Below are 24,145 nucleotides of genomic sequence, written 5' to 3' on the forward strand. Positions count from 1 at the left end.
AAAACGTAACTAACTATATGACATTTATCAACAAAAAATCCAATTGAGTGTGTCTTTTTGTTACCGATGCATGAGGGCGTGGCGCCATACCGGCGCGGAGCTGGCCCGGGCCGCCATGCGGCGGCGGCGGGCGCGCCTTTTTTTGCTATGCTAGCGTCTTTCCACCGGCCGATGCCGCTGCCTTGGCCGGCGCACCCTCAATACGGAGTAGTTATGGTCTCGTTGCAAGAGCAGTTTTTAAAGGCCGGCCTGGTCGACAAGAAGAAGGTCAAGCTGGCCAACCAGGACAAGAGCAAGCAAAAAAAGGACGAGCGCAAGAGCGGCACGCAAAGCGTCGACGAGGTGCGCCTGGCCGCGCTCGAGACGCAGCGCAAGAACGCCGAGCGGGCGCGCGAACTGAACGCCCAGCGCGACGCGGCCGCGAACCAGAAGGCCATCGTGGCGCAGATCGCGCAGCTGGTGCAACAGAACCGCCAGAGCAAGGGCAACCACGGCGACGTGCCGTACAACTTTACATTTAATAACAAGATCGAGCGCATCTACGTGACGGCCGCCGTGCAGGCGCATCTGGTGGCGGGCCGCCTGGTGATCGTCTGCCTGGGTGGCGCCGTGGAACTGGTGCCGCGCATCATCGCCGACAAGATCGCCGAACGCGACGCCGCCATCGTCGTGCGCGTGAAGCAGGCCAGCACCGAAGTGGACGAGGACGATCCGTACGCGGCGTTCCAGATTCCTGATGATTTGATGTGGTAAGGGGGATGCTTGCCCGGCGCTGACGGCGCCGGACTGGAGTTGCTGCGGGCCGGAAACGGTCCGTTTTTGCGTGGCCCACAAACAAAAACGCCAACCCGAAGGTTGGCGTTCTGATATGTGCTGCGTATTCTTGGTGGCCCGGGGCGGAATCGAACCACCGACACAAGGATTTTCAATCCTCTGCTCTACCGACTGAGCTACCAGGCCAAGGTGGCGAATTATAGCAGACCAAAACGCGAATGCAAGGGCTGGCGGCGACTTTTCCTGGATTTTCCGGCGATGTCTGTATTTATTTGCTTGTGGGTCAAATATTATTTGAGGTGAGCGGTATTTTTCTCAACAAAGGATGGGCGCATAGTGTGCTCATCGTTACTGACTTGAGAGAAATACCGCATGAATGCCATTACCCAACACACCGCCATTCCCGCCATCGGCCTGGGCACCTTCCGCCTGCAGGGCCAGGTCGTCATCGATTCCGTCACCACGGGCCTCGACGTCGGCTACCGCCATATCGACACGGCGCAAATCTATGGCAACGAAGCCGAAGTGGGCCAGGCCATCGCCGCCAGCCCCGTGCCGCGCGACGCGCTGTTCGTCACGACGAAGATCTGGATCGAGAACCTGCAGCGCGACAAACTGATTCCCAGCCTGAAGGACAGCCTGCACAAGCTGCAGCTCGAGCAGCTGGACCTGACCCTGATCCACTGGCCCTCGCCACAGGACGCCATTCCCGTCGCCGAGTACATGGCGGCGCTGGCGGAAGCCAAGGCGCAGGGGCTGACCGGGGCCATCGGCGTATCGAATTTCACCAACGCGCAGCTGCGGCAGGCCATCGCCACGGTGGGTGCGGCGGAAATCGCCACGCAGCAGATCGAGATCCACCCCTTCCTGCAAAACCGCAAGGCCATCGACTTCGCGCGCAGCCAGGGCATCCACATCACGGCCTACATGCCGCTCGCCTATGGCAAGGTGGTTGCCGATCCCGTGATTGCGGCCATCGCCGCCAGGCACGGCGTGACGCCGGCGCAGGTGGCCTTGAGCTGGTCGCTGCAACAGGGCTTTGCCGTGATTCCATCCTCCACAAAACGCGCCAACCTGGAAGCGAACCTGCATTTCCGGCGCATCACCCTGTCGCCGGACGAGATGGCGCAGATGGCCACGCTGGAGCGCGGCGAGCGCCTGGCCAACCCGGACGGCCTGGCGCCGCAGTGGGATTGATATGGGCGCCATGACTGCGATGCACAAGCTGGGACAGCAGGGGAGTCTGAGCATCGGCCTGGAACTGCCGCTCGATAATGACTGGTCGTCCACGGGGCGCCAGGCGAATGCGGCATCCAGCCGCGTGCCGGGCGAGCCGGACCTGCGCCGGCACGCGGAACTGGCGCAGCTGGCCGACCGCCTCGGTTTCAGGGCGCTGTGGCTGCGCGACGTGCCCCTGTATGACCCGTCGTTCGGCGATGCGGCCCAGGTGTTCGAGGTGTTTACCTATCTCGGCTACCTGGCCGGCATCACGGAGAACATCTTGCTGGGCACGGCAGCCGTCGTGCTGCCCCTGCGCGAGCCCGTACTGACCCTGAAGGCGGCGGCCAGCGTCGACCAGCTCAGTGGCGGGCGTTTGCTGCTGGGCGTGGCCAGCGGCGACCGTCCCGTCGAATATCCCGTGTTCGGCCGCGACTTCGGGCAGCGCGGCGCCGCCTTCCGCGAGCAGGTCGCCATGCTGCGCGACTGGGGCCTGACGCATCTGCCGCCCGGCATCCGCCTGCTGCCCAGGCCGGGGGCGCCCTTGCCGCTGCTGGTGGCGGGGCTGGCGCAGCAAACGCCGGCCTGGATCGGCGCGCAGATGGATGGCTGGCTCGCCTATCCGGGCACGCCGGACGACCATGCGCGGCGTGCGGCGCAGTGGCGCGCCGTGGCCGGCGGCGACAAGCCGTACGTCAGCTTCATCCACCTGGACCTGGACGAGGATGCGTCCATGCCGCTGCAGCGCTTCCGTTTCGGCGGGCGCACGGGGCGCGACGGCCTGATCGCGGAATTGCAGGCCATGCGCGAGGCCGGCGTGCGGCATATCGGCTTGCAGCTGCGGCAGAACCGCCGTCCGCTGGCCGAGGCGCTGCAGGAAATCGCGGACCACGTATTGCCCGTGTTTCATGGCGCCGCTTGACCTGGAGCAGGCGTCCTGTACTTCCGGACTATCTGAAACCGGTGGGGCAAACGCTATAATGGCCGCATGAACAGTCCCACTCCCCCTACCATGCGGCGCTTCATGCATAGCCACAGCGACGTTTGCATCGTCGGCAACGGCGCCATCGCGAAAACCACGGCGCTGGCGTTTGCCCAGGCAGGACAAAGCGTCACCCTGTTATGCCCGGCCAGCGCGCCCGCAGCCGCTTCCGCCGTCAAGCCGGTCGAGCCGAGCTGGGACGTGCGCGTGTATGCGCTCAATCACACGGCGCACCAGCTGCTGTCGTCGCTGAAGGTGTGGGGCGCGTTGGCGGCCGACCGGGTGGCGCCCGTCGACGCCATGCTGGTCAACGGCGACGGCGCGCAGGCGGGCGGACTCGGTTTCGACGCCTACGGCGCCCATGTGGGCACCCTGGCGTGGATCGTCGAAGACCGCAACCTGGGCCAGGCGCTGGACGCCGCCCTGAAGTTCGCGCCGAACGTCAACGTCGTGCAAGGCCGCGCCAGCCGCCTGGAATGGACGAATGACTCGGCCGTCGTGCACCTCGATGGCGGCGACACCATCACCTGCGCGCTGGTCGTCGGCGCGGACGGCGCCCAGTCCTGGGTGCGCGGCCAGTGCGACATCGGCCTCGATTACCGTGCGTATGGCCAGCGCGGCGTGGTCAGCAACTTCGCCTGCGAAAAGCCGCACCATGGCGCGGCCCACCAGTGGTTCACGGGCAGCGAAGGCATCGTCGCGCTGCTGCCATTGCCGGGCGAGCGCGTCTCGCTGGTCTGGTCTGCACCCGATGCGCTGGCTGATACATTGATGAACGAATCGGCCGACGCCCTGGCTGCGCGCCTGGCCGCCTATTGCCACGACAAACTGGGCAAGCTGACACCGCTGCAACCGGAGCTGGTGCGCGCCTTCCCGCTGACCCTGATGCGCCCGCATGCCATGGTGGCGCCGCGCGTGGCCCTGGTGGGCGACGCCGCCCACGTGGTGCACCCGATGGCGGGCCACGGCATGAACCTGGGCTTTGCCGACGTGGCGCAGCTGGTCAAGACCATCGCCGAACGCGAGGCGCACCGCGGCATTGGCGACGAGCGCGTGCTGGCCCGCTATGCGCGCGCGCGCAAGGAAGACGTGCTGCTGATGCAGCTGGCCACCGATGGCCTGGCGCGCTTGTTCGGCGCCGATCTGGAACCGCTGCGCGTGGTTCGCAATTTGGGATTAAACTTGCTGGATAAATTGCCGGCCCTGAAGCGGAAAATGATTTCGCATGCCCTCGGAAATCAGTAAGTCTTAAGATATCGCTGGATAATGGCAGGTGTGAAAATTCAAGGTCGCCGCAGCTGGTTTGCGGCGATCGTTTTGTTAAAGAGATAACTGCGCCGGGCCAGATGCCAGTGCCGCCAGGCGTTTCAAGTGGAGAAGTGATAGTGATAAAAATGAGCAGAATCGCATTGGTACTGGCCTCGGGCCTGATGATGTCGTGCGCCGGCGCGGAAACGCCAACGGAAGCGAACATCAAGAAACTGATCGAGCCGCGCCTGGGCGAAGGCGCCAAAGTGGACTCGGTCAAGGAAACCCCGTACGGCGGCCTGTACGAAGTGCGCACGGGCGGCGACATCCTGTACACGGACAAGGCCGCGCAATACCTGTTCGTCGGCCACGTCTTCGACGCCAAGACGTCGCAGGACCTGACCAAGGTGCGCCTGGACGAAGTCAACCGCATCAAGTTCTCCGACCTGCCGCTCGATTCGGCCATGAAGACCGTGAAGGGCAATGGCAAGCGCGTGATCGCCGTATTCGAAGACCCGAACTGCGGCTATTGCAAGCGCTTCCGCCAGAACGCGCTGAAGGAAATCGACAACGTCACCGTCTACACCTTCATGTACAACATCCTGTCGCCCGATTCCATCGTCAAGTCGCGCAATGTCTGGTGCGCGCCGGATCGCAACAAGGCCTGGGATGACTGGATGCTGAACGGCAAGGCGCCGGCTACGGTGGCCGCCACGTGCGCCAATCCGCATGAAAAAATCCTCGCCCTGGGCCAGCAATTGCGCGTCTCGGGCACGCCAGCCATCTTCTTTGCCGACGGCAGCCGCATCCCGGGCGCGGTCGATGCGAAAACGCTGGAACAGAAATTCTCGACCATTAAGTAATCCGGGCTGTCGCCAGGAAGGCTGGACGGCGCGCCCTCGCAAGGTGCGCTTTTTTTTTGCATTTTTTTCCGCTGTCGTATGATCAGGTGTTGTTTGTAGACTCAATAACAATTCAAAGGGGGAGCAGCAGATGATTACATTGAATATCAACGGACGCGACACGCAGGTCGACGCCGATCCATCCACGCCCATCCTGTGGGCGCTGCGCGATAATCTGAACATGACGGGCACCAAGTTCGGTTGCGGCATGGCCCTGTGCGGCGCCTGCACGGTGCATCTCGATGGCCAGGCCATACGCTCCTGCATCACGCCGATTTCCTCCGTGGGGGCGCAAAAGATCACCACCATCGAGGCGATGGAAAACGACCAGGTCGGCAAGGCGGTGCAGGCGGCATGGGTGCGCCACGACGTGCCGCAATGCGGCTACTGTCAAAGCGGCCAGGTGATGAGCGCCACGGCGCTGCTGCGCACGAACAAGTCGCCCAGCGATGCCGATATCGACGGCGCCATGAGCGGCAATATCTGTCGCTGCGGTACCTATCAACGGATCCGCGCAGCCATCAAGGACGCGGCCAAGACCCTGGCCTGAGGAGAGCGACATGCGTATCGAATGGTTGAATCAGGAAGCATTGCAGCATGGCGGAGTGACCCTGGGCGCGGCACTGGCGCCGGTGACCGATGGCGTGTCGCGGCGCGGTTTCATGAAGGCTGGCGCGGTGGCCGGCGGCGGCTTGATGCTGGGCTTTTTCCTGCCTGGCGCCGGCAAGCTGGCGCTGGCGGCCGATGGCGCCCCCGCCAAGCCCGTGTACGCGCCGAACGCCTTTTTGCATATCGCGCCCGATAACACGGTGACGGTGCAGGTGAACCGGCTGGAATTTGGCCAGGGCGTGCAAACGAGCCTGCCCATGCTGATCGCCGAGGAACTCGATGCCGACTGGGCGACGGTGAAGGGCGCGCTGGCGCCGGCCGGCGAGCAGTACAAGGATGCCGCTTACGGCATGCAGATGACGGGCGGCTCGGGCAGCATCGCCCACTCGTTTACGCAGTACCGCGAAATCGGCGCCAAGGCGCGCGCCATGCTGGTGGCCGCCGCCGCCGCGCAGTGGAAAGTCAGTCCCGACCAGGTGCGCGCCGCCAAGGGCGTGCTGCATGGGCCCGGCGGACAAAAGGCGACCTATGGCGAATTTGCCGACGCCGCCATGCGCCAGAGCGTGCCCGCCACGGTCAAGCTGAAGGATCCGCGCGAATTTTCCATCATCGGCAAGCCCGTGAAGCGCCTCGACGCGGCCGCCAAGTCGACCGGCAAGCAGCAGTTCGGCATCGACTTCAAGCCGCCTGGCGCGAAAGTGGCCGTGGTGGCGCGCCCGCCCGTGTTTGGCGCAAAAGTGGCGAAATTTGACGCCAGCAAGGCCAAGGCCATCAAGGGCGTGCTCGAGGTGCTGGAAGTGAAGACCGACCGTGGCGGCAGCGGCGTGGCCGTGATCGCCGACGGCTACTGGCCGGCCAAGCAGGGCCGCGATGCGCTGGCGATCGAGTGGGATACCAGTGGCGTGGAAAAGGTCAGCAGCGTCCAGCAGCTGGCGGCCTTCAAGGCGCTGGCGAAAACGCCGGGCACCGTCGCCAGACCTGCCGACATGGCGAAACTGGCGTCGGCGCCGAAAAAGATCGAAGCCGTCTACGAGTTCCCCTACCTGGCGCACGCGCCGATGGAGCCGCTCAACTGCGTGGTCGACCTGCAGGCCGACAAATGCACGATGTGGGTCGGCTCGCAATTCCAGACGGGCGACCAGGCGGCCATCGCCGCCACGTCCGGGCTGAAACCCGAGCAGGTCACCCTGCACACGATGATGGCAGGCGGCGGCTTCGGCCGGCGCGCCGTGCCGTCGTCCGACTACGTGGTCGAAGCGGTCAACGTCGCCAAGGCTTGGCGGGCGGCGGGCAAGAGCGGACCGCTGAAACTGATGTGGAGCCGCGAGGATGACATCAAGGGCGGCTACTACCGGCCATCGCATGTGCACCGCGCGCAGATAGGCCTCGACGCCAAGGGAAAAATCCTTGCCTGGGACCACACCATCGTGGGCCAGTCCATCATGGCCGGCACGCCGTTCGAAGCGTTCATGGTGAAAAACGGCGTCGACGGCACCATGGTCGAAGGCATGGGCGAGCCGTACACCCTGCCGATGAAGCTGTCCGTGCACACGGCCAAGGCGAACGTGCCCGTGCTGTGGTGGCGTTCCGTCGGCTCGACGCACACGGCCTTCGTCATGGAAACACTGATCGACGAGGCCGCGCACGTGGCGAAGATGGACCCCGTCGCCTACCGCAAGCAGCTGATCGACGCCAAGCATACGCGCCACATCGCCGCGCTGGACCTGGCCGTGGCCAAGTCCGGCTATGGCAAGAAGAAGCTGCCGAAGGGGCAAGCCTGGGGCGTGGCCATGCACGAATCGTTCAATTCCGTGGTTGCCTACGTGGTGACGGCCTCGGTGGTGGAAGGCGCGCCCAAGCTGCACCAGGTGTGGGCGGGCGTGCATTGCAACCTGGCCGTCAATCCCCTGACGATCGAGGCGCAAGTGCAGGGCGCCGCGCTGATGGCGCTGGGCATGACGATCCCCGGCGCCGCCATCACGCTCAAGGATGGCGTGGTGGAGCAGCAGAACTTCGGCGATTACCCCGTGCCGCGCATGCCCGACATGCCGGTGATCGAAGTGCACCTGGTGGCCTCGGGCGATGCGCCGACGGGCATGGGCGAGCCTGGCGTGCCGCCGCTGGCGCCCGCATTCGCCAATGCGCTGTTCGCCCTGACGGGCAAGCGCCTGCGCAAGCTGCCGTTCGACCTGGCGACCGCATGATGGCAGTGGTCTTTTGAGTACGGTCGGCATCTTGCTGGCAGCCGGAAGGGGACGCAGGTTCGACCCTTCCGGCGTACAGAATAAGTTATTGCAGCCGCTGCCTGACGGCCCGTACACGGGCTTGCCCGTGGTGGCGGCGGCGGCCAGCGCCATGCTGGCGGCCCTGCCGCGCGTGCTGGCCGTGGTGCGCGCCGACGACACGCAGGTGGCGCGCGTGCTGGGCGCGCTGGGCTGCGAAGTGCGCGTCTGCCATGACGCCGACACGGGCATGGCTGCCTCGCTCACCTGCGCCATCGAGCATGTGCGCGGCGCGCCGGGCTGGCTGATCGCGCTGGGCGACATGCCTTGGGTGGAAGCGGCTACAATCGCCGCCTTGTCGCACGCCATTGCCGATGGCGCGCGCATCGCGGTGCCCGTCTTCCAGGGCCGGCGCGGCAATCCCGTCGCGTTCAGCGCCGTTCACTTGCCGCTGCTGCTGGCGCTCGACGGCGACCAGGGTGCGCGCAGCATCGTGCGCAGCCATGCCGTGCGCGAAGTGGCGGTGGACGACAGCGGCATCTTGCGCGATATTGATACACCTGACGATTTGTAAGGCGGGGCAGTGGCGCTCCCGGGAAGACAGGCCAGACACGAGGAAAACATGAAGAAAGCACCGATCAAGAAAATCATCGCCAAGGCGGCAGCCAAGGCGAGCGGCAAAGTCACAAGCAGAGCCGCGGCGAAAACCGCAGTGAAAACCATGCCGGCTGCGGGCATCATCTACAGCATCGCCGCGGCCGACCTGGCCGGCCACATGTTCAAGGTGACCTTGACGGTCAAGTCGCCGGCAGCCATCGGCCAGGTATTTGCCTTGCCGGCCTGGATCCCGGGCAGCTACATGATCCGCGAATTTTCGCGCAACATCGTCAGCATCCGCGCCGAGTCCGAAGGCAAGGCCGTGGCGCTGACCAAGCTGGACAAGCACTCGTGGCAAGCCGCGCCGTGCAAGGGCGCCCTGACGGTGGAATACGACGTCTACGCCTGGGACCTGTCCGTGCGCGCCGCCCACCTGGACCAGAACCATGGCTTCTTCAACGGCACCAGCGTGTTCCTGCGCGTGCTGGGCCAGGAGGCCGAGCCGCATGAAGTGCATATCCTGCAACCGAAAGACGCGGCCTGCAAGACCTGGAGAGTCGCCACCACCCTGCCGGAACTGAAGGCCAGGCGCTATGGCTTCGGCAGCTACCAGGCGGCCAACTACGATGAACTGATCGACCACCCGGTGGAGATGGGCGACTTCGCCCTGGCCACCTTCAGCGCGCATGGCGTGCCGCACGATATCGTCGTCACCGGCAAGGTGCCGAACCTGGACCTGGACCGTCTGTGCCGCGACCTGAAAGCCATCTGCGAAACGCAGATCGTCTTCTTCGAGCCAAAGACGAAAAAAGCGCCGATGGACCGCTATGTGTTCATGACGATGGCCGTCGGCGACGGTTATGGCGGCCTCGAGCATCGCGCCTCGACGGCGCTGATCTGCGCGCGCGCCGACTTGCCGACGACGGCGTCGACCAGCACGGAAATCGGCGACGGCTACCTGAAATTCCTCGGCCTGTGCAGCCACGAGTACTTCCACACCTGGAACGTCAAGCGCATCAAGCCGGCCGCTTTCGCGCCGTACAACCTGCAGGCGGAAAGCTATTCGCCGCTGCTGTGGCTCTTCGAGGGCTTCACCAGCTATTACGATGACCTGATGCTGGTGCGCGCGGGCCTGATCGACGAGGCGGCTTACTTCAAGCTGCTCGGCAAGACCGTCAACAGCGTGCTGCGCGGCAGCGGCCGCAACAAGCAAAGCGTGGCCGATTCCAGCTTCGACGCCTGGGGCAAGTACTACCGCCAGGATGAAAACGCGCCGAACGCCATCGTCAGCTACTACACCAAGGGCTCGCTGATCGCGCTGGCCTTCGACCTGACCCTGCGCACCAAGACGCATGGCGCGAAGTCGCTGGACGACGTGATGCAGGCGCTGTGGCAGCGTTATGGCCGCGATTTCTACAAGGGCAAAGCGCGCGGCGTCACGCCGGCCGAAGTCGAAGCGCTGTTCGATGAGATTTCCGGCACGCGCATGAAACCGTTCTTCGAGCGCTACATCCGCGGCACCGATGATGTGCCGCTGGCGCGCCTGCTGGCGCCGTTCGGCGTCAAGTACAGCGATGCGCGCAAGGCGGAAAAAGCCAGCCTCGACGTCAACCTGGGCCGCGACGGCAACGACGCCAGGCTGGCGCAGGTGCACCAGGGCGGCGCCGCCCATCTGGCTGGCCTGTCGGCCGGCGACGTGCTGGTGGCCGTCGATGGCTTGCGTGTGACGGGCAACCCGGCCAACCTCGACACCTTGCTGGGCCGCTACGCGGTCGGCGCCAAGGTGGCCATCCACGCCTTCCGCCGTGACGAGCTGATGACGCTGACGGCCGTGTTGCAGGGCGACCGCGTGCCGGGTGTCAGCCTGGCCCTGTTGCCGGCGCCGAAAAAAGCCACGGGACCGAAGCGTCCAAGCGCCGCGTAATTCTGGCATCTGTTGCCTGGGCCGCCAGGGAGGATAGTGCTACGCACAAGATTTCCCTGCCGGCGGTTGCCAGCCTGTTTTTCACGGTACAATTTCTCGCACGAAATTCCTCGTGCCTGCAAGCATGTGCGGCGCGATCCATCCGTTGACCGTGCCGACTCCTCCGTGAAACTTGATCCCGCCACCATCGTCCTGATGTCCACCCTGATGACGGGCGCCATGTGCGTGGTGATGTTTTCCGCGCAGCGCAGCTTCCCCCACAGTGTGCAGGGGCTGCGCGAATGGGTGGCCGGCATGCTGGGCCTGATACTGGCCAGCGGCCTGTTTGCCTTGCGCGGCAGGGTCGTGCCGGAACTCCTGTTGCCGGTGGCTAATTCCGTCCTGCTGTGCGGTGTCGGCATGCTGCTGATCGGCACGCAGCGCTTCTATGGCGTGCGCCCCAGCTGGCGTTTGTTTCACCTCGTGTGGCTGCTGGGACTGCTGGTCATGCTGTGCTGGCTGTACCTGCGTCCCGACTTTGCCATGCGCGTGGCGCTGTTCTCCTTTCTCATGCTGGCCTTGCATGCCGCGCAATTTCTTGTCATCGCGCGGCATGGCGAGCGCCATATTTCCACGGTTTTTTTTGGCCTGCTGGCCCTGGTGCAAACACTGTCGATGCTGCATCGCGGCTTGAGCGCACTGCAAGAGGGGGGCGCCGGCAGCGACATCCTGCATGGCGGCCCGCACCACAGCCTGTATCTGGCGATACTCGCTTTCATGACCCTGCTGCTGCCGGTCGGCTTCATGGCGGTGGCCACGCGCCGCCTGCAGACGATACTCGAGCAGCACTCCAACCACGACCCGCTGACGGCCGTCCTGAACCGGCGCGGTTTCGCGCAATTCCATGCGCGCGTCAGCGCGCGTTTGCGGCGTGCGGAGCAGTCGCTGGCCGTGCTGAGCATCGACCTCGATTTTTTCAAGGCCATCAATGACCGCCATGGCCATGCCGTGGGCGACCTGGTGCTGGTCGACGTAGCCAGCGTCATCCGCAGCGTCTTGCGCGACAGCGACGCGGTGGCGCGTTTCGGCGGCGAGGAATTTGTCGTGCTGCTGCCCGATACGCAGCTGGCGCGCGCCGAACTGGTGGCGCAGCGCCTCCAGGACACCTTGCGCCAGCCGCGCCCCGATGCCGGCTTGCCGCGCTATACGCTGAGCATCGGCATCGCCTGCCAGGCTGGAGGCGGGGAAACGCTGGACAGCCTGCTGCTGCGTTCGGACAAGGCGTTGTACCGCGCCAAGCAGCTGGGACGCGACCGTGTCGAAGTGGCGGAGAAGGCGCCGGCATCGTTGCAACAGCAACATCATATTTGCCTTCACTGAACTAAATTTTCCATAACTGAACTAAAATTGCTCTACAGCGCCTTGCAAAATCGTAGTCTCGAATTGGACAGGCGTCCCTATTGATTTCTTGGACTTTGCCAGACCGTGGAAACTCTCGACCCCCGCACCATCATGTTGATGACGACCCTGATGTGCGGGGCCATGAGCGTGGTCATGTTTTCCGTGTACCGCAGCTTCCGGCGCGAGGTGCATGGGCTGGGCCACTGGTCGGCCGGCTTGCTGCTGCTGGTGTGCGCCTCGTTCCTGTTTGGCGCGCGCGGCTCCCTGCCCGACGCGGTGGCGCTGCTGGGGGCGAACGTGACGCTGATGCTGGGCATCGGCCTGTCGATGCTGGGCACGGAAAAATTCTACGAGCAGGCGCCCAGCCTGCGCTTCTATCTTGCGGCGTGTTGCCTCGGCACCGCCGGCATCGCCTGGTGGCTGCTTGCGACGCCCGACTTTTCGCGGCGCGTGGCGGTTTTTTCCTGCATTGTCTTCTTTTTCTATGCGCGCCAGGCGCAGCTGGTGTACGCGTACGGCGAACGCCATTTTTCCAGCCTGTTCTTCGGCTCCCTGATGCTGGTGCAGGCGGGCGTGGTGCTGGCGCGCGGCTGCTCGGCCTTGCTGCATGGCGGCACCAGCGTGGACTTGCTGGTGACGGGCACGCTGGCCAGCATCTACCTGGCGGTGGCCAATTTCATGGCGCTGCTGCTGACGGTGGGCTTCATGACGGTGGCGACGCGCCGCCTGCAGATGATACTCGAGCGCCGTTCGACGCATGACCCGTTGACGCAGGTGTTGAACCGGCGCGGTTTCGGCGATGTGTACGAGCGCGAAAAGGCCAATTCACGGCGCAATCTCCGGCCCTTGACCTTGCTCAGCATCGACCTGGATTTTTTCAAGTCGATCAACGACCGCTATGGCCATGCGACGGGCGACAAGGTGCTGGCGCATGTGGCCACCATCATCGGCGGCGCCCTGCGCGAATCGGATTGCGTGGCGCGGTTTGGCGGCGAGGAATTCATCGTGCTGATGCCCGACATGGCGCCGCACAACGCGCTCGGCGTGGCCGAACGCATCCGCGCTTTGCTGCGCGAACCGAATGGACGGGGATTACCGCCATGCACGGTCAGCATCGGCATCGCCTGCCAGGCGTCGGTGCAGGAGGAACTGGACCAGTTGCTGTCGCGCGCCGATGCGGCCCTGTACCAGGCCAAGGAAAATGGCCGCGACCGCATCGAAGTCGATGTCTGCGAAGTGACTACTGTGGTCCGGACAACGTCCGCAGCTGGAAGCGATACTCGTCGTTGAACAAGAAGGTTTCGGAGAAATCGAGCGTCTTGTCGCGGCCGCGCATCAATTGGGCTGCGGGCGGGAAGGCAGCGGGCACGCGCCGCACGGCGGCCAGCGCCGCCTTCGACGCTTCGTTGTCGCGCGAACGGTGCACACGGACATTTTTCAGGCTGCCATCGCGTTCCACGCTGAGGTCCAGCACGACGATGGCCGGCAGCATGGGCGGCAGGCGTCCGCTGAAGGTATGCTGGGGATTGGCGTCCATGATTTGCTGCGCCACCAGCAGCTTGTAGGCATCGATGGTGGCCGGTGGCTGGACCGGCCCTGGCCGCGGCATGCTCGCCGTCGGCGCGCGGGCTGGCGCCTGCGCGATGGGCGCGGGGGCCTTCTGGCATGCGGCCAGCAGCATGGCGGCGGCAAGGACGGTCAGTAGCTGTCTCATGACCGTCAGACTACCACTTCTCAGGCGAACAGGCGTTCCAGTTCCACGCCAGGGTCGGGCGCGCGCATGAAGGCTTCGCCCACGAGGAAGCTATGGACGCTTGCTTCGCGCATGCGCTGGACGTCGGCCGTGCTGTGGATGCCCGATTCCGTGATGATCAATTTGTCTTGCGGAATGCGCGGCAGCAGGCCGATGGTGGTCTCCAGCGACGTGTCAAACGTGCGCAGGTTGCGGTTGTTGATGCCGATCAGGGCGCTCTTGAGCTTTAGCGCCGCATCGAGTTCTTCACCGTCGTGGCTTTCGATCAGCACGCCCATGCCCAGTTCGTGGGCGCACGCTTCCATCTCGGCCATCAAGCCATGGTCGAGCGCTGCGACGATCAGGAGGATGCAGTCGGCGCCCATGGCGCGCGCTTCATAGATCTGGTACATGTCGACCATGAAGTCCTTGCGCAGCACGGGAATGGCGCAGGCGGCGCGCGCCTGCTTCAGGTAGTCCACGGCGCCCTGGAAGAACTGTTCGTCCGTCAGCACGGACAGGCAGGCCGCGCCATGGGCGGCATAGCTGGCGGCGATGTCGGCCGGGCGGAAATCGGCACGGATGACGCCTTTTGACGGCGATGCTTTTTTGACTTCGGCGATGATGCCGGGCTTGCCGTCGCCGATATGCTGGCGCAGGCTCGCCTCGAAATTGCGCAGGTCGGCGCGCAGGGCACGGTCGTTTTCCACGTCGCCGCGCAGGCTGGCCAGGCTGCGATGGGCTTTCGCCTTGGCCACTTCGTCGGCTTTCACGGCCAGGATTTTATCGAGTATGTCGGACATGATGGTCGCTGTTCTATCAAGGTGGCGGGAGGTTATGCTTGCGCCGGGGTGCCCAGCTGCTGCGTCACCTGCACGAATTGGTCGAGTTTTGCTATGGCGGCGCCCGAGCTGACGGCGGCGCGCGCGCGCGCCAGGCCATCTTCGATCGAGCTGGCGACGCCGGCCGCGTACAGCGCCGTGCCCGCGTTGAGGGCGACGATGTCGCTTGCCGCGCCGGGTTCGCCGCGCAGCGCTTCCATCATCTTGGCTTTCGATTCGACGGCATCGGCCACTTTCAGGTTGCGGCTGGCGATCATCTGCAAGCCGAAATCTTCGGGATGGATTTCATATTCGCGGATTTCGCCGTTGACCAGCTCGCCCACGAGGGTGGAGGCGCCGAGCGACACTTCATCCATATTGTCGCGGCCATACACGACGATCGCATGCTGCGCACCGAGGCGCTGCAGCACGCGCACCTGGATGCCGACCAGGTCGGCGTGAAACACGCCCATCAGAATGTTCGGCGCGCCGGCCGGATTGGTCAGCGGACCGAGGATATTGAAGATCGTGCGCACGCCGAGTTCCTTGCGCACGGGCGCCGCATGCTTCATGGCCGCGTGGTGGTTCGGCGCGTACATGAAGCCGATGCCCGTTTGCGCGATCGACTGGGCGATCTGCTCGGGTTGCAGGTTGATGTTGACGCCCAGCGAGTCGAGCACGTCGGCGCTGCCGGACGAGGACGACACGCTGCGCCCGCCATGCTTGGCCACGCGCGCGCCGGCCGCCGCCGCCACGAACATCGAGGCGGTGGAAATGTTGAATGTGTGCGCGCCGTCGCCGCCCGTGCCGACGATGTCGAGCAGGTTGGTGGTGTCGGCCATGGGCACCTTGGTGGAAAATTCGCGCATCACTTGCGCGGCGGCGGCGATTTCGCCGATGGTTTCCTTCTTCACGCGCAAACCCACGGTCAGGGCGGCGATCATGGTGGGCGACATTTCGCCGGACATGATCTGGCGGAACAGGTACAGCATTTCGTCGTGAAAGATTTCGCGGTGTTCGATGCAGCGCAGCAGGGCTTCTTGTGGGGTGATCGGCATGATGCTTCCTTCTTCAATGATGGCGCAGGAGGACACTGACGGCACGCCGGGGCGTGCGCATGGAATCAGCGCTCGAGAAAATTCTTCAGCAGGGCGTGGCCGTGCTCCGAGAGGATCGATTCGGGGTGGAACTGCACGCCCTCGATATCGAATTCCCGGTGGCGCACGCCCATGATTTCGCCGTCGTCCGTCCACGCCGTCACTTCCAGGCAGGAAGGCAGCGAGGCGCGTTCGATCGCCAAAGAGTGGTAGCGGATCACTGTGAAGGGGCTGGGCATGCCTTTGAAAACGCCCACGCCCGTATGCGCGATGAGGGAAGTCTTGCCATGCATGACTTGCTTGGCGCGGATGACCTTGCCCCCAAACGCTTCGCCGATGGCCTGGTGGCCCAGGCAGACGCCCAATATCGGTTTCTTGCCGGCGAAGTGCTTGAGCACTTCCACCGAAATGCCCGCCTGTGCCGGCGCTTTCGGCCCGGGCGAGATGCAGATGCGGTCCGGGTTCAGCGCCTCGATCTGTGCGATCGTGATTTCATCGTTGCGGTAGACCCGCACGTCTTCGCCCAGTTCACCGAAATACTGCACGATGTTGTAGGTGAAGGAGTCGTAGTTGTCGATCATCAGCAGCATCTTAAAACCCTCCATCCAGGCCATCTTGCACTTGTTCGGCGGCGCGCAGCACGGCACGCGCCTTGTTTTCGGTTTCCTGCCATTCCATCTCGGGGATCGAGTCGGCGACGATGCCGGCCGCGGCCTGCACGTACAGCATGCCGTCCTTGACCACGCCCGTGCGGATGGCGATCGCCACATCCATTTCGCCGCCAAACGACAGGTAGCCGCAGGCGCCGCCGTAGATGCCGCGCTTGGTGATTTCCAGTTCGTCGATCACTTCCATGGCGCGCACTTTCGGCGCGCCCGTCAGGGTGCCGGCGGGGAAGGTCGCGCGCAGCACGTCCAGGTTCGACAGGCCATCCTTCAGCTTGCCTTCCACGTTCGAGACGATGTGCTGCACATGCGAGTATTTTTCAATGACCATGCGGTCGGTGACTTGCACGCTGCCCGTTTCGGCGATGCGGCCGATGTCGTTGCGCGCCAGGTCGATCAGCATCACGTGCTCGGCGATCTCTTTCGGATCGGCCAGCAGCTCGGCCGACAGCTCGGCGTCGCGCTCCGGCGTGGCGCCGCGCGGACGGGTGCCGGCGATCGGGCGCAAGGTGACTTTCTTGCCGCCGTCCGCCGTCTTTTCGTTGCGCACCAGGATTTCCGGCGAGGCGCCGATGATCTGCATGTCACCGAAATTATAGAAGTACATATACGGCGACGGGTTGAGCGAACGCAAGGCGCGGTACAGGGTCAGCGGCGAATCGACATATGGCTTGCGGATGCGCTGGCCGATCTGCACCTGCATCAGGTCGCCCGCCATCACGTATTCATGCGCCTTGGCGACCGCCTTCAGGTAGTCTTCCTTGGAAAAATCGCGGATGGTTTCCGTGCGCACGGAAGCGCTGGTGACGGGGGCATCGACGCCGCGGCGCAGCATCATGCGCAAGTCCTTCAGGCGTTGCTGCGCTTTCGAAAACGATTCGGGCTGCGTGGTGTCGGCATACACGATCAGGTAGAGCTTGCCGGACAGGTTGTCGATGACGGCCAGTTCTTCCGTCACCATCAGCTGGATGTCGGGCAGCTTCAAGTCGTCTTTCGGCGCGCCGCCGGCGAGTTTCTTCTCGATGTGGCGCACGGTGTCGTAGCCGAAGTAGCCGGCCAGGCCGCCGCAGAAGCGCGGCATGCCGGGGCGCAGGGCCACCTTGAAGCGCGACTGGAACTGTTCGATGAAGTCGAGCGGATTGCCTTCGTGTTCTTCGATCACGACGCCGTTCTTGACGATTTCGGTGCGCTTGCCATAGCTGCGCAGCACGGTCGTGGCGGGCAAGCCGATGAAGGAATAGCGGCCGAAGCGTTCGCCGCCGACGACGGATTCGAGCAGGAAGGTGTTCTTGCCGCCTTGTTGGGCCTGTGCCAGTTTCAGGTACAGGGTGAGCGGGGTTTCCAGGTCGGCGAACGCTTCCGCGATCAGGGGGATGCGGTTGTAGCCTTGCTGGGCCAGCGATTTGAATTCGAGTTCGGTCATGTTTCTCTCCATGCCGTCAGGGTATGCGTGTGCATAGTGCACAAACCCTGCGGTGGGTTATCAAAAAACTTGCCGGTGCACGCTAAATGCGCAAAGTATGCGTGTGCAGCCGGCAGCAATCGTAACGGCTCGGCCCTTAGGCCTGCCAGGATTGCCAGCGTCGCCAAAGCCAGGCCTCAATCGAGCCGGTTTGGGTGACATTGTGTTTTTTGATGAGAAACGTGTTCACGATATGGTGTTGGGTTTGGTCAGTATGCCGGTTAATTTTGCATGCTAATAAAACGGGCTGCTTCGAGCAGTGTCTTTACTATACCATCGGAATCGGTATCGTGTATAGAGTGTCCGTGATTGTAGCCATACGGTACCGTCAAAACGGGGCAAGCCGCAGCCCGGGCCGCTTGCGCGTCATTCGAGGAGTCGCCGATGGCCACCACTTTGGCCGGCGCCAGGTCGAAGTCCGCGCACACTTGCAGCAGCGGCAGCGGGTCCGGTTTCTTCCTCGGCAGCGAATCGCCGCCGTAGACGATCTCGAAATACTGATCCAGATTTTTCAGTTTCAGCAGGGGCAGGGCGAAGGCGATCGGCTTGTTGGTGACGCAGGCCAGGCGCAGGCCCGCCGCCTTCATCGCCGCCAATCCCGCTTCCACGTCCGGGTACAGGGTGCTGTACTGGCCATTGATGGCCAGGTAGTGGCGCTGATAGGCTTCCATCGCCTGTTCGAAGCGCTGTTCCACGCCGGCCGCATCGAAGTCGAGGGCGAGCACGGTGCGGATCAGGTTTTCCGAGCCCTTGCCCACCATCAGCTCGATGGCGTCGGCGCTGATGGGCGCGAGATCGAATTCGGCGCGCATGCCATTGATGGCGATGTGGAAATCGGGCACGGTGTCGAGCATCGTGCCATCGAGGTCGATGATGGCGGCGCGCACGCCGGCCAGTACGTGGTGCTTCACCGTGCCCGTCTGCATCAGGCGCCCGCTACCGCTGCCAGCTCGGCGCGCATGGCGTCGATGACGGCCTTGTAGTCCGGCTTGCCGAAGATGGCCGAGCCGGCGACGAAGGTGTCGGCGCCGGCGGCGGCGGCGGCGGCGATGTTGTCGATCTTGATGCCACCGTCGACTTCCAGCATGATGTCACGGCCCGATTCGTCGATCATGCGGCGCGCTTCGGCGATTTTCTTCAGCGCTTGCGGAATGAAGGACTGGCCGCCGAAGCCCGGGTTGACGGACATGATCAGGATGATGTCGATCTTGTCCATCACGTGTTCCAGGTAGTGCAGCGGCGTGCCCGGGTTGAAAACCAGGCCCGATTTGCAGCCGTTATCGCGGATCAGCTGCAGCGAACGGTCGATATGATGCGACGCTTCCGGATGGAAGGTGATGATGTTCGCGCCAGCCTTGGCGAAATCCGGGATAATGCGATCGACTGGTTCGACCATCAGGTGCACATCGATGGGCACTTGCACGTGCGGGCGAATGGCTTCGCACACGAGCGGGCCGATGGTCAGGTTCGGCACGTAATGGTTATCCATCACGTCGAAATGGATGATGTCGGCGCCGGCGGTAACGACGTTGCGCACTTCCTCGCCCAGGCGGGCAAAGTCGGCGGACAGGATGCTGGGAGCGATACGGAATGTAGTCATGGTGAAGTAGCCAAAGGATAGAAAATGCAAAGTTGCGCTATTTTACGCTTGACGCCGCTGCCATGCCTGATTGCAGCACGGTGAAACACAGAATACGCATCGCGCGATGGCCAGTGAGGCGCGCGCGACACACAATATGACTGGCAATGTCTGAATAGGAACGATGATGGCGACTTATGAATTTACGGTAACGGTCAAGACGCAGTACCTGCCTGAGCAATCGGCGCCCGAGCAGGGCCGCCATGTGTTCAGCTACACGATTCGCGTCGTCAACACGGGGACCGTCGGCGCGCAACTGATTTCGCGCCACTGGGTCATCACGGATGCGAATGACAAGGTCGAGGAAGTGCGCGGCCTGGGCGCCGTCGGCCACCAGCCGCTGCTGCAGCCGGGCGAGCAGTTCGAATACACGAGCGGCACCATGCTGGCCACGCCGCAGGGCTCGATGCGCGGCGAGTACTTCTGCGTGGCCGAAGACGGGCACCAGTTTGTGGCGGCCATCCCGGAATTCGTGCTGTCGCTGCCGCGCACCCTGCATTAAGAGCGTCAGGCCTGCGGGCCGTCGCCTGTCATTTCAGTTTTTCAGTGGCGTTTTTTTCTTCGCTCACTTGTTTGCGTACTGGCGGCGTGGGTTTCTTGCCTGAATACATGGTCCACCAGACAATAAATGCCAGCAAGAAGAACGCCACCAACGCCTCAATCATCAAGATCCACATACGCACCCCTATGTTATTTACTCGCAGCTTCCATACCCGCAGCGCATTTACACGCGGTAGTCTACTCGTTTCAATCGGCGCCGTCGCGCTTGCCCTTTCTGCCTGTACCACGCCGCCCACGGCGCCCGCTGCCGCCGGCGGCAAGGCACCCACCATCGCCCCGAGCGTCGTCAAGCCCGTGCCGTCCAAGCCCGGTACGCCTGAAGCGAAGGATGCCACGGATGCGGCGGCGCCCACGTTCGTGCCCGCCAAGTTTGCCGCCTTGCCTGGCTGGGCCCGCGATGACTTGCGCGCCGCCTGGCCCGCCTTCATGGCTTCGTGCGGCGTGCTGGTGAAGCGTCCCGACTGGAAGGAATCGTGCACGATCGCGCGCCAGGTGAATGCCGACAGCGACAAGGCGATCCGCCTGTTTTTCGAAACCTTCTTTGTGCCAAATCAAGTCGTGGCCGCCGATGGCGTCAATACTGGCTTGGTGACCGGTTATTACGAACCGTTGCTGCATGGCGCGCGCAAGCGTGGCGGCCCATACCAGACGCCGCTGTACAAGGTGCCGGATGACCTGATTTCGGTGGACTTGGCCAGCGTGTATCCGGAACTGAAAAACATGCGCCTGCGCGGCAAGCTGGTCGGCAAGAAAGTCGTGCCGTACGCGACCCGCGCCGATATCGAGCGGGCCACGTCCGTCACTGGCAAGGAGTTGCTGTGGGTCGATGATGAAGTGGAGGCATTCTTCCTGCAAGTACAGGGTTCCGGCCGCGTGCAGCTGACCGACACCCAGGAAACCGTGCGCGTGGCGTATGCGGAGCAGAATGGCCATCCGTACAAGTCGATCGGCCGCTACCTGGTCGACAAGGGCGAGCTGACCCTGAGCCAGGCGTCCGCGCAGGGTATCAAGGCGTGGATCGCCGGCCATCCCACGCGCAAGGATGAATTGTTCAACGCCAACCCCAGCTATGTGTTCTTCAAGGAAGAGCGCTTGCCCGATCCGAAGGTGGGGCCGAAAGGCGCGCTGGGCGTACCGCTGACGCCGCAGCGCTCGGTGGCCGTCGATTCGCGCTTCCTGCCGCTCGGTGCGCCCGTCTTCCTGTCGACCACGCAAGCCAATAGCGATATCCCGATGCAACGCCTGGTGATGGCGCAGGATACGGGCGGCGCCATTCGCGGCCCCATCCGTGTTGACTACTTCTTTGGTTTTGGCGCGGAAGCGGCGGAGAATGCGGGCCGCATGAAGCAGAGCGGCGCCGTATGGGTGTTGCTGCCCAAGCAGGCGCCGGCGCGCTAAGGTTGGCTTGGCGGCGCCGGAAGGTGATGGTTTAGCGCAGGACCATGACTGGCAGGTGGGTATGTGCCAGCACTTTCTGCGTTTCGCTGCCGACGAACAGCTTGTTCAAGCCCTTGCGTCCATGCGAAGCCATCAGGATGATGTCGCAATGATAGGTTTGCGCCGCGTTGACGATTTCTTCGTGCGGACTGGGCGAGACGGCCACGACGCCCTCGAAGGGAATGCCCGCGGCGCGCGCGGCAACGCTGATCTTGTCGATGGCGCGCTGCGATGCTTCCTGCATTTGCTGTTCATACAGGCTGGCGTCGAGCACGATGCCGCCGTCCGCCATCGGCGAAAACGGGAACGGCTGCACCACGCTGATGGCGATCAGCTTGGCCTTGTTCAATTGCGCGAAGGTGATGGCCGTTTCGGCGGCCTTGTCGGACAGCGGCGAGCCGTCGGTGGGAAATAAGATGGTGTTAAACATGGCGTGCTCCTCAAGTGATGTCAGACAGCTTATGGATTTACCTCAAGCAAAACCTTGATGTAAATCAAACCTCGCAGGCTTAGACGTGAATAGTGTCGTCAAGGCAATCTTTCACAGTGTATGCCCGTTCTTCGCTTCAGGTGCGCACGCTACGCAGCGGTGTGCCCCACACCATGGCAATGGTCAGTGCAATGCTGCCGGCCGCAATGCAGGCCAGGCCGCTGCGCACGCCGAAGTGTTCGGCCACCCAGCCGGCGGCCAGCGCGCCCAGCGGCGCCGTCGCCACCGTCAGGAAGCGCATGGTCGAGGTCATCCGGCCCAGCATGGGGTCCGGCGTGACCTTCTGGCGCAAGCCCAGATAGGGAATAAAGAACAGCATCACGCCGCAATCGAAAAAGAACATCAGGATGGCATAGGCCACGGCGCTGGCGGCCGCGCTGCCAAATAGCAGGGCAGGGATGCATGGCGTCAACGCAAAGCATAGCGAAGTCGACGCCAGTCCGATCAGGATGGTACGGCCGGCGCCGTAGCGGCGCGTCAGCGGCTTGACGATGAAGGCGCTCAGCAGCACGCCGGCGCCGCCGAGCATCTGCGTCATGCCCAGCACGCCCGGACTCATGCCCAGGTCGCGCGTGGCAAACAGGACCGTCAAGGCCATGCTGGCGTAAAACAGGAAATGCCAGATGCCGGCGCCCCAGGCCAGCGCACGCAGCAGTGGCTCGCGCCAGACAAACAGCAAGCCGTCGGCGATGTCGCGCAGGGCGTGCTTGTCGGACGGCGCGGGTCGTGGATCGCGCACGCTCATGGCGCGCAGATTGCATACGGAAACAAGGTAGCCGCACGCCGTGCACAGGATGGCGGCTGGTGCCGACAAGACTTGCACCAGCACGCCAGCCAGGCCGGGACCGATCAGGCGCGAGGCCGATTCTGTCGCGGCAAATTTCGACTGGGCGTCGATCAAGCCATCGCGGCCCACGAGGAAGGTCAGAAAAACCTGCTCGGCGCCGCCTCCCACGACGAAGCCCGTGCCGATAATGAATCCCACTATATATAACCAGGGCATCGACAGCACGCCGCACCAATACGCGACGGCCACGCTGGCCAGGGCCAGGCCCGACATGGTTTCGCTGAACAGCATGATCGGGTGTTTGCTGCGCCGGTCCAGCAGCACGCCGACGGGCAGGCCGAAGAGGGCGAACGGCAGCGCCTGCAGGGCGACCAGCAGGCCCATCTGTTCCGGTGTCGCATGCAGCAGCAGTACCGCGCATAGGGGCAAGGCCAGCGAGGTGATCTGGGCGCCGAAGCAATTGAGGCCATTGCTGAACCACAGGCGGCGAAAGTTGACGCTGGCGGCGCTGCCGTCGCCGCGCAGGCGGCTGGCGCAAGACTGGAGGAAAGAGGAGAGAATTTGCCGCTCAATATAAGTAGTGATCAGGCTCACAATAATAGCAGCGCGCCTGCCGCGCCGCTGCCATTAGCCGCTACAATTGTCGCTACCGTGTTCATCCAGAGGAGACCATATGCAATACGAAGACCTGATCATCGACATCCAGGACAAAGTGGCGGTTATCCGCCTGAACCGCCCGAAGGCGCTCAACGCATTGAACGACAATATGATGAATGAGCTGGGTGATGCCTTGCTCAAATTCGACGCGGATGAGAATATCGGCTGCATCGTGCTGACGGGCAGCGAAAAAGCGTTTGCTGCCGGCGCCGATATCGCGGCCATGGCCGACTATACATATCCAGATACTTTTACGCAGGGCTACATCAGCCGCAACTGGGAGCATATCTTGCGCGTGCGCAAACCAGTGGTAGGCGCGGTGGCCGGCTATGCCTTGGGGGGTGGCTGCGAACTGGCCATGATGTGCGATTTCCTGATCGCTGCCGACAGCGCCAAATTTGGCCAGCCGGAAATCAAGGTCGGCGTCACGCCAGGCGCGGGCGGCACGCAGCGCTTGCCGCGCGCCATCGGCAAGGCCAAGGCCATGGACTTGCTGTTGACGGCACGCACTATCGACGCGGCAGAAGCTGAGCGCATCGGTCTCGTGTCGCGCGTCGTGCCTGCCGATAAATTGCTGGAAGAAACCCTGGCTGCCGCCAAGGCCATTGCCGCCATGCCGACCTCGGTTGCCATGATGATCAAGGATTGCGTCAACCGCGCCTTTGAAACGACCTTGACCGATGGCGTCGCCTACGAGCGCCGTTTGTTCCAGGCCGCCTTCGGCACGCCAGCACAAAAAGAAGGCATGCACGCTTTCCTGGAAAAGCGCTTGCCAAACTTCGACGGTCTTTGATATGATTCGCCTCCCCGATGAGCCGCACTAGTTTGCGGCACAAAAGGGACGGCCTTCCGGGGCTGGGTAGTAAAAAAGAAGGTTGACGAAATGCTGCAAACGCTTCATACTCTTCCTTCTTCGCAGCTGACAAACACAACGCTTTGTC

24 protein-coding genes and 1 tRNA gene are annotated in these 24,145 nt (G+C 63.5%); 14 read left to right on the forward strand and 11 right to left on the reverse strand.

The annotated features are described in order from the left end of the window. Positions 1–213 precede the first annotated feature (213 nt). Positions 214–753: a DUF2058 domain-containing protein gene (locus AC1RDJ_RS24580; RefSeq protein ID WP_071325481.1), complete on the forward strand. Its 540-nt coding sequence runs from the start codon at positions 214–216 to the stop codon at positions 751–753. Between the two features lie 131 nt (positions 754–884). Here the strand turns inward: AC1RDJ_RS24580 and AC1RDJ_RS24585 are convergent. Then, a tRNA-Phe gene (locus AC1RDJ_RS24585) sits at positions 885–960 on the reverse strand. Positions 961–1,146: 186 nt separating this feature from the next. Here AC1RDJ_RS24585 and dkgB point away from each other — a divergent pair. From dkgB to AC1RDJ_RS24635, 10 genes are all read left to right on the forward strand, one after another. Then, positions 1,147–1,971 (forward strand): 2,5-didehydrogluconate reductase DkgB, encoded by an 825-nt coding sequence (dkgB, locus tag AC1RDJ_RS24590; RefSeq protein ID WP_493028988.1) that lies wholly within the window; start codon positions 1,147–1,149, stop codon positions 1,969–1,971. 10 nt (positions 1,972–1,981) lie between these two features. Next, complete coding sequence (locus tag AC1RDJ_RS24595; protein ID WP_071326725.1) at positions 1,982–2,914, forward strand: LLM class oxidoreductase; 933 nt, start codon at positions 1,982–1,984, stop codon at positions 2,912–2,914. A gap of 66 nt (positions 2,915–2,980) precedes the next feature. Further along, positions 2,981–4,219, forward strand: coding sequence for an FAD-dependent monooxygenase (locus tag AC1RDJ_RS24600; RefSeq protein WP_071325479.1), 1,239 nt, complete (start codon positions 2,981–2,983; stop codon positions 4,217–4,219). 149 nt (positions 4,220–4,368) lie between these two features. Continuing rightward, positions 4,369–5,085 (forward strand): DsbC family protein, encoded by a 717-nt coding sequence (locus AC1RDJ_RS24605; RefSeq protein WP_034785648.1) that lies wholly within the window; start codon positions 4,369–4,371, stop codon positions 5,083–5,085. Positions 5,086–5,215: 130 nt separating this feature from the next. Next, positions 5,216–5,674 (forward strand): (2Fe-2S)-binding protein, encoded by a 459-nt coding sequence (locus tag AC1RDJ_RS24610; protein ID WP_071325478.1) that lies wholly within the window; start codon positions 5,216–5,218, stop codon positions 5,672–5,674. Between the two features lie 10 nt (positions 5,675–5,684). Then, positions 5,685–7,937 (forward strand): xanthine dehydrogenase family protein molybdopterin-binding subunit, encoded by a 2,253-nt coding sequence (locus tag AC1RDJ_RS24615; RefSeq protein ID WP_493028989.1) that lies wholly within the window; start codon positions 5,685–5,687, stop codon positions 7,935–7,937. A gap of 13 nt (positions 7,938–7,950) precedes the next feature. After that, entirely contained in the window at positions 7,951–8,529 is a 579-nt protein-coding gene (locus AC1RDJ_RS24620; protein ID WP_493028990.1) for a nucleotidyltransferase family protein, read from the forward strand. A gap of 147 nt (positions 8,530–8,676) precedes the next feature. Continuing rightward, on the forward strand, positions 8,677–10,476 hold the full coding sequence (locus AC1RDJ_RS24625; protein ID WP_493028999.1) for a M61 family metallopeptidase: 1,800 nt from the start codon (positions 8,677–8,679) through the stop codon (positions 10,474–10,476). A gap of 165 nt (positions 10,477–10,641) precedes the next feature. Next, on the forward strand, positions 10,642–11,835 hold the full coding sequence (locus AC1RDJ_RS24630; protein ID WP_493028992.1) for a GGDEF domain-containing protein: 1,194 nt from the start codon (positions 10,642–10,644) through the stop codon (positions 11,833–11,835). A gap of 105 nt (positions 11,836–11,940) precedes the next feature. Next, positions 11,941–13,146, forward strand: coding sequence for a GGDEF domain-containing protein (locus tag AC1RDJ_RS24635; RefSeq protein ID WP_232250983.1), 1,206 nt, complete (start codon positions 11,941–11,943; stop codon positions 13,144–13,146). Here AC1RDJ_RS24635 and AC1RDJ_RS24640 read toward each other — a convergent pair. From AC1RDJ_RS24640 to rpe, 7 genes are all read right to left on the reverse strand, one after another. Then, positions 13,097–13,570 carry an energy transducer TonB gene (locus AC1RDJ_RS24640; protein ID WP_493028993.1) on the reverse strand — a complete coding sequence of 158 codons (474 nt, stop codon included), beginning with the start codon at positions 13,568–13,570 and terminating at the stop codon, positions 13,097–13,099. The genes AC1RDJ_RS24635 and AC1RDJ_RS24640 overlap by 50 nt on opposite strands. A gap of 20 nt (positions 13,571–13,590) precedes the next feature. Further along, on the reverse strand, positions 13,591–14,391 hold the full coding sequence (trpC, locus tag AC1RDJ_RS24645; RefSeq protein WP_493028994.1) for an indole-3-glycerol phosphate synthase TrpC: 801 nt from the start codon (positions 14,389–14,391) through the stop codon (positions 13,591–13,593). A gap of 32 nt (positions 14,392–14,423) precedes the next feature. Continuing rightward, positions 14,424–15,467 (reverse strand): anthranilate phosphoribosyltransferase, encoded by a 1,044-nt coding sequence (gene trpD, locus AC1RDJ_RS24650; protein WP_493028995.1) that lies wholly within the window; start codon positions 15,465–15,467, stop codon positions 14,424–14,426. Between the two features lie 65 nt (positions 15,468–15,532). After that, the gene (locus tag AC1RDJ_RS24655) at positions 15,533–16,096 is read right to left on the reverse strand and encodes an anthranilate synthase component II (RefSeq protein WP_071325471.1); all 564 of its coding nucleotides are present in this window, start codon (positions 16,094–16,096) and stop codon (positions 15,533–15,535) included. Position 16,097: 1 nt separating this feature from the next. After that, positions 16,098–17,594 (reverse strand): anthranilate synthase component I, encoded by a 1,497-nt coding sequence (trpE, locus tag AC1RDJ_RS24660; protein ID WP_071325470.1) that lies wholly within the window; start codon positions 17,592–17,594, stop codon positions 16,098–16,100. Positions 17,595–17,854: 260 nt separating this feature from the next. After that, entirely contained in the window at positions 17,855–18,559 is a 705-nt protein-coding gene (locus AC1RDJ_RS24665) for a phosphoglycolate phosphatase (protein WP_071325469.1), read from the reverse strand. Further along, positions 18,559–19,233, reverse strand: coding sequence for a ribulose-phosphate 3-epimerase (rpe, locus tag AC1RDJ_RS24670; protein WP_071325468.1), 675 nt, complete (start codon positions 19,231–19,233; stop codon positions 18,559–18,561). The genes AC1RDJ_RS24665 and rpe overlap by 1 nt, the downstream gene beginning before the upstream one ends. A gap of 166 nt (positions 19,234–19,399) precedes the next feature. Here rpe and apaG point away from each other — a divergent pair, with 166 nt between their 5' ends. Further along, entirely contained in the window at positions 19,400–19,774 is a 375-nt protein-coding gene (gene apaG / locus AC1RDJ_RS24675) for a Co2+/Mg2+ efflux protein ApaG (RefSeq protein WP_071326722.1), read from the forward strand. Between the two features lie 28 nt (positions 19,775–19,802). On the opposite strand, the gene AC1RDJ_RS24680 is transcribed toward apaG, so the two are convergent. Next, on the reverse strand, positions 19,803–20,138 hold the full coding sequence (locus tag AC1RDJ_RS24680) for a hypothetical protein (protein WP_493028996.1): 336 nt from the start codon (positions 20,136–20,138) through the stop codon (positions 19,803–19,805). On the opposite strand from AC1RDJ_RS24680, the gene mltA reads away from it, so the two are divergent. Next, positions 20,128–21,231 carry a murein transglycosylase A gene (gene mltA / locus AC1RDJ_RS24685; RefSeq protein WP_335589240.1) on the forward strand — a complete coding sequence of 368 codons (1,104 nt, stop codon included), beginning with the start codon at positions 20,128–20,130 and terminating at the stop codon, positions 21,229–21,231. The genes AC1RDJ_RS24680 and mltA overlap by 11 nt on opposite strands. Positions 21,232–21,262: 31 nt before the next feature. Here mltA and AC1RDJ_RS24690 read toward each other — a convergent pair whose 3' ends face one another. Together AC1RDJ_RS24690 and AC1RDJ_RS24695 are read right to left on the reverse strand one after the other, a co-directional pair. Next, on the reverse strand, positions 21,263–21,700 hold the full coding sequence (locus AC1RDJ_RS24690; protein WP_289887370.1) for a universal stress protein: 438 nt from the start codon (positions 21,698–21,700) through the stop codon (positions 21,263–21,265). Between the two features lie 136 nt (positions 21,701–21,836). Next, complete coding sequence (locus AC1RDJ_RS24695; RefSeq protein ID WP_232250982.1) at positions 21,837–23,141, reverse strand: MFS transporter; 1,305 nt, start codon at positions 23,139–23,141, stop codon at positions 21,837–21,839. A 79-nt stretch (positions 23,142–23,220) separates the two neighbouring features. Between AC1RDJ_RS24695 and AC1RDJ_RS24700 the strand changes: the two genes are divergently transcribed. Further along, the gene (locus AC1RDJ_RS24700) at positions 23,221–23,997 is read left to right on the forward strand and encodes an enoyl-CoA hydratase (RefSeq protein ID WP_071325466.1); all 777 of its coding nucleotides are present in this window, start codon (positions 23,221–23,223) and stop codon (positions 23,995–23,997) included. The last annotated feature ends 148 nt before the right edge of the window (positions 23,998–24,145 follow it).

The sequence above is a fragment of the Janthinobacterium sp. GW822-FHT07H10 genome (assembly GCF_058798675.1).

Coding starts and splice junctions, on each gene's coding strand:
- AC1RDJ_RS24580 (WP_071325481.1), top strand. CDS start 214: ATGGTCTCGTTGCAAGAGCAGTTTTTAAAGGCCGGCCTGGTCGACAAG.
- dkgB (WP_493028988.1), top strand. CDS start 1,147: ATGAATGCCATTACCCAACACACCGCCATTCCCGCCATCGGCCTGGGC.
- AC1RDJ_RS24595 (WP_071326725.1), top strand. CDS start 1,982: ATGACTGCGATGCACAAGCTGGGACAGCAGGGGAGTCTGAGCATCGGC.
- AC1RDJ_RS24600 (WP_071325479.1), top strand. CDS start 2,981: ATGAACAGTCCCACTCCCCCTACCATGCGGCGCTTCATGCATAGCCAC.
- AC1RDJ_RS24605 (WP_034785648.1), top strand. CDS start 4,369: ATGAGCAGAATCGCATTGGTACTGGCCTCGGGCCTGATGATGTCGTGC.
- AC1RDJ_RS24610 (WP_071325478.1), top strand. CDS start 5,216: ATGATTACATTGAATATCAACGGACGCGACACGCAGGTCGACGCCGAT.
- AC1RDJ_RS24615 (WP_493028989.1), top strand. CDS start 5,685: ATGCGTATCGAATGGTTGAATCAGGAAGCATTGCAGCATGGCGGAGTG.
- AC1RDJ_RS24625 (WP_493028999.1), top strand. CDS start 8,677: ATGCCGGCTGCGGGCATCATCTACAGCATCGCCGCGGCCGACCTGGCC.
- AC1RDJ_RS24640 (WP_493028993.1), bottom strand. CDS start 13,570: ATGAGACAGCTACTGACCGTCCTTGCCGCCGCCATGCTGCTGGCCGCA.
- trpC (WP_493028994.1), bottom strand. CDS start 14,391: ATGTCCGACATACTCGATAAAATCCTGGCCGTGAAAGCCGACGAAGTG.
- trpD (WP_493028995.1), bottom strand. CDS start 15,467: ATGCCGATCACCCCACAAGAAGCCCTGCTGCGCTGCATCGAACACCGC.
- AC1RDJ_RS24655 (WP_071325471.1), bottom strand. CDS start 16,096: ATGCTGCTGATGATCGACAACTACGACTCCTTCACCTACAACATCGTG.
- trpE (WP_071325470.1), bottom strand. CDS start 17,594: ATGACCGAACTCGAATTCAAATCGCTGGCCCAGCAAGGCTACAACCGC.
- AC1RDJ_RS24665 (WP_071325469.1), bottom strand. CDS start 18,559: ATGCAGACGGGCACGGTGAAGCACCACGTACTGGCCGGCGTGCGCGCC.
- rpe (WP_071325468.1), bottom strand. CDS start 19,233: ATGACTACATTCCGTATCGCTCCCAGCATCCTGTCCGCCGACTTTGCC.
- apaG (WP_071326722.1), top strand. CDS start 19,400: ATGGCGACTTATGAATTTACGGTAACGGTCAAGACGCAGTACCTGCCT.
- AC1RDJ_RS24690 (WP_289887370.1), bottom strand. CDS start 21,700: ATGTTTAACACCATCTTATTTCCCACCGACGGCTCGCCGCTGTCCGAC.
- AC1RDJ_RS24700 (WP_071325466.1), top strand. CDS start 23,221: ATGCAATACGAAGACCTGATCATCGACATCCAGGACAAAGTGGCGGTT.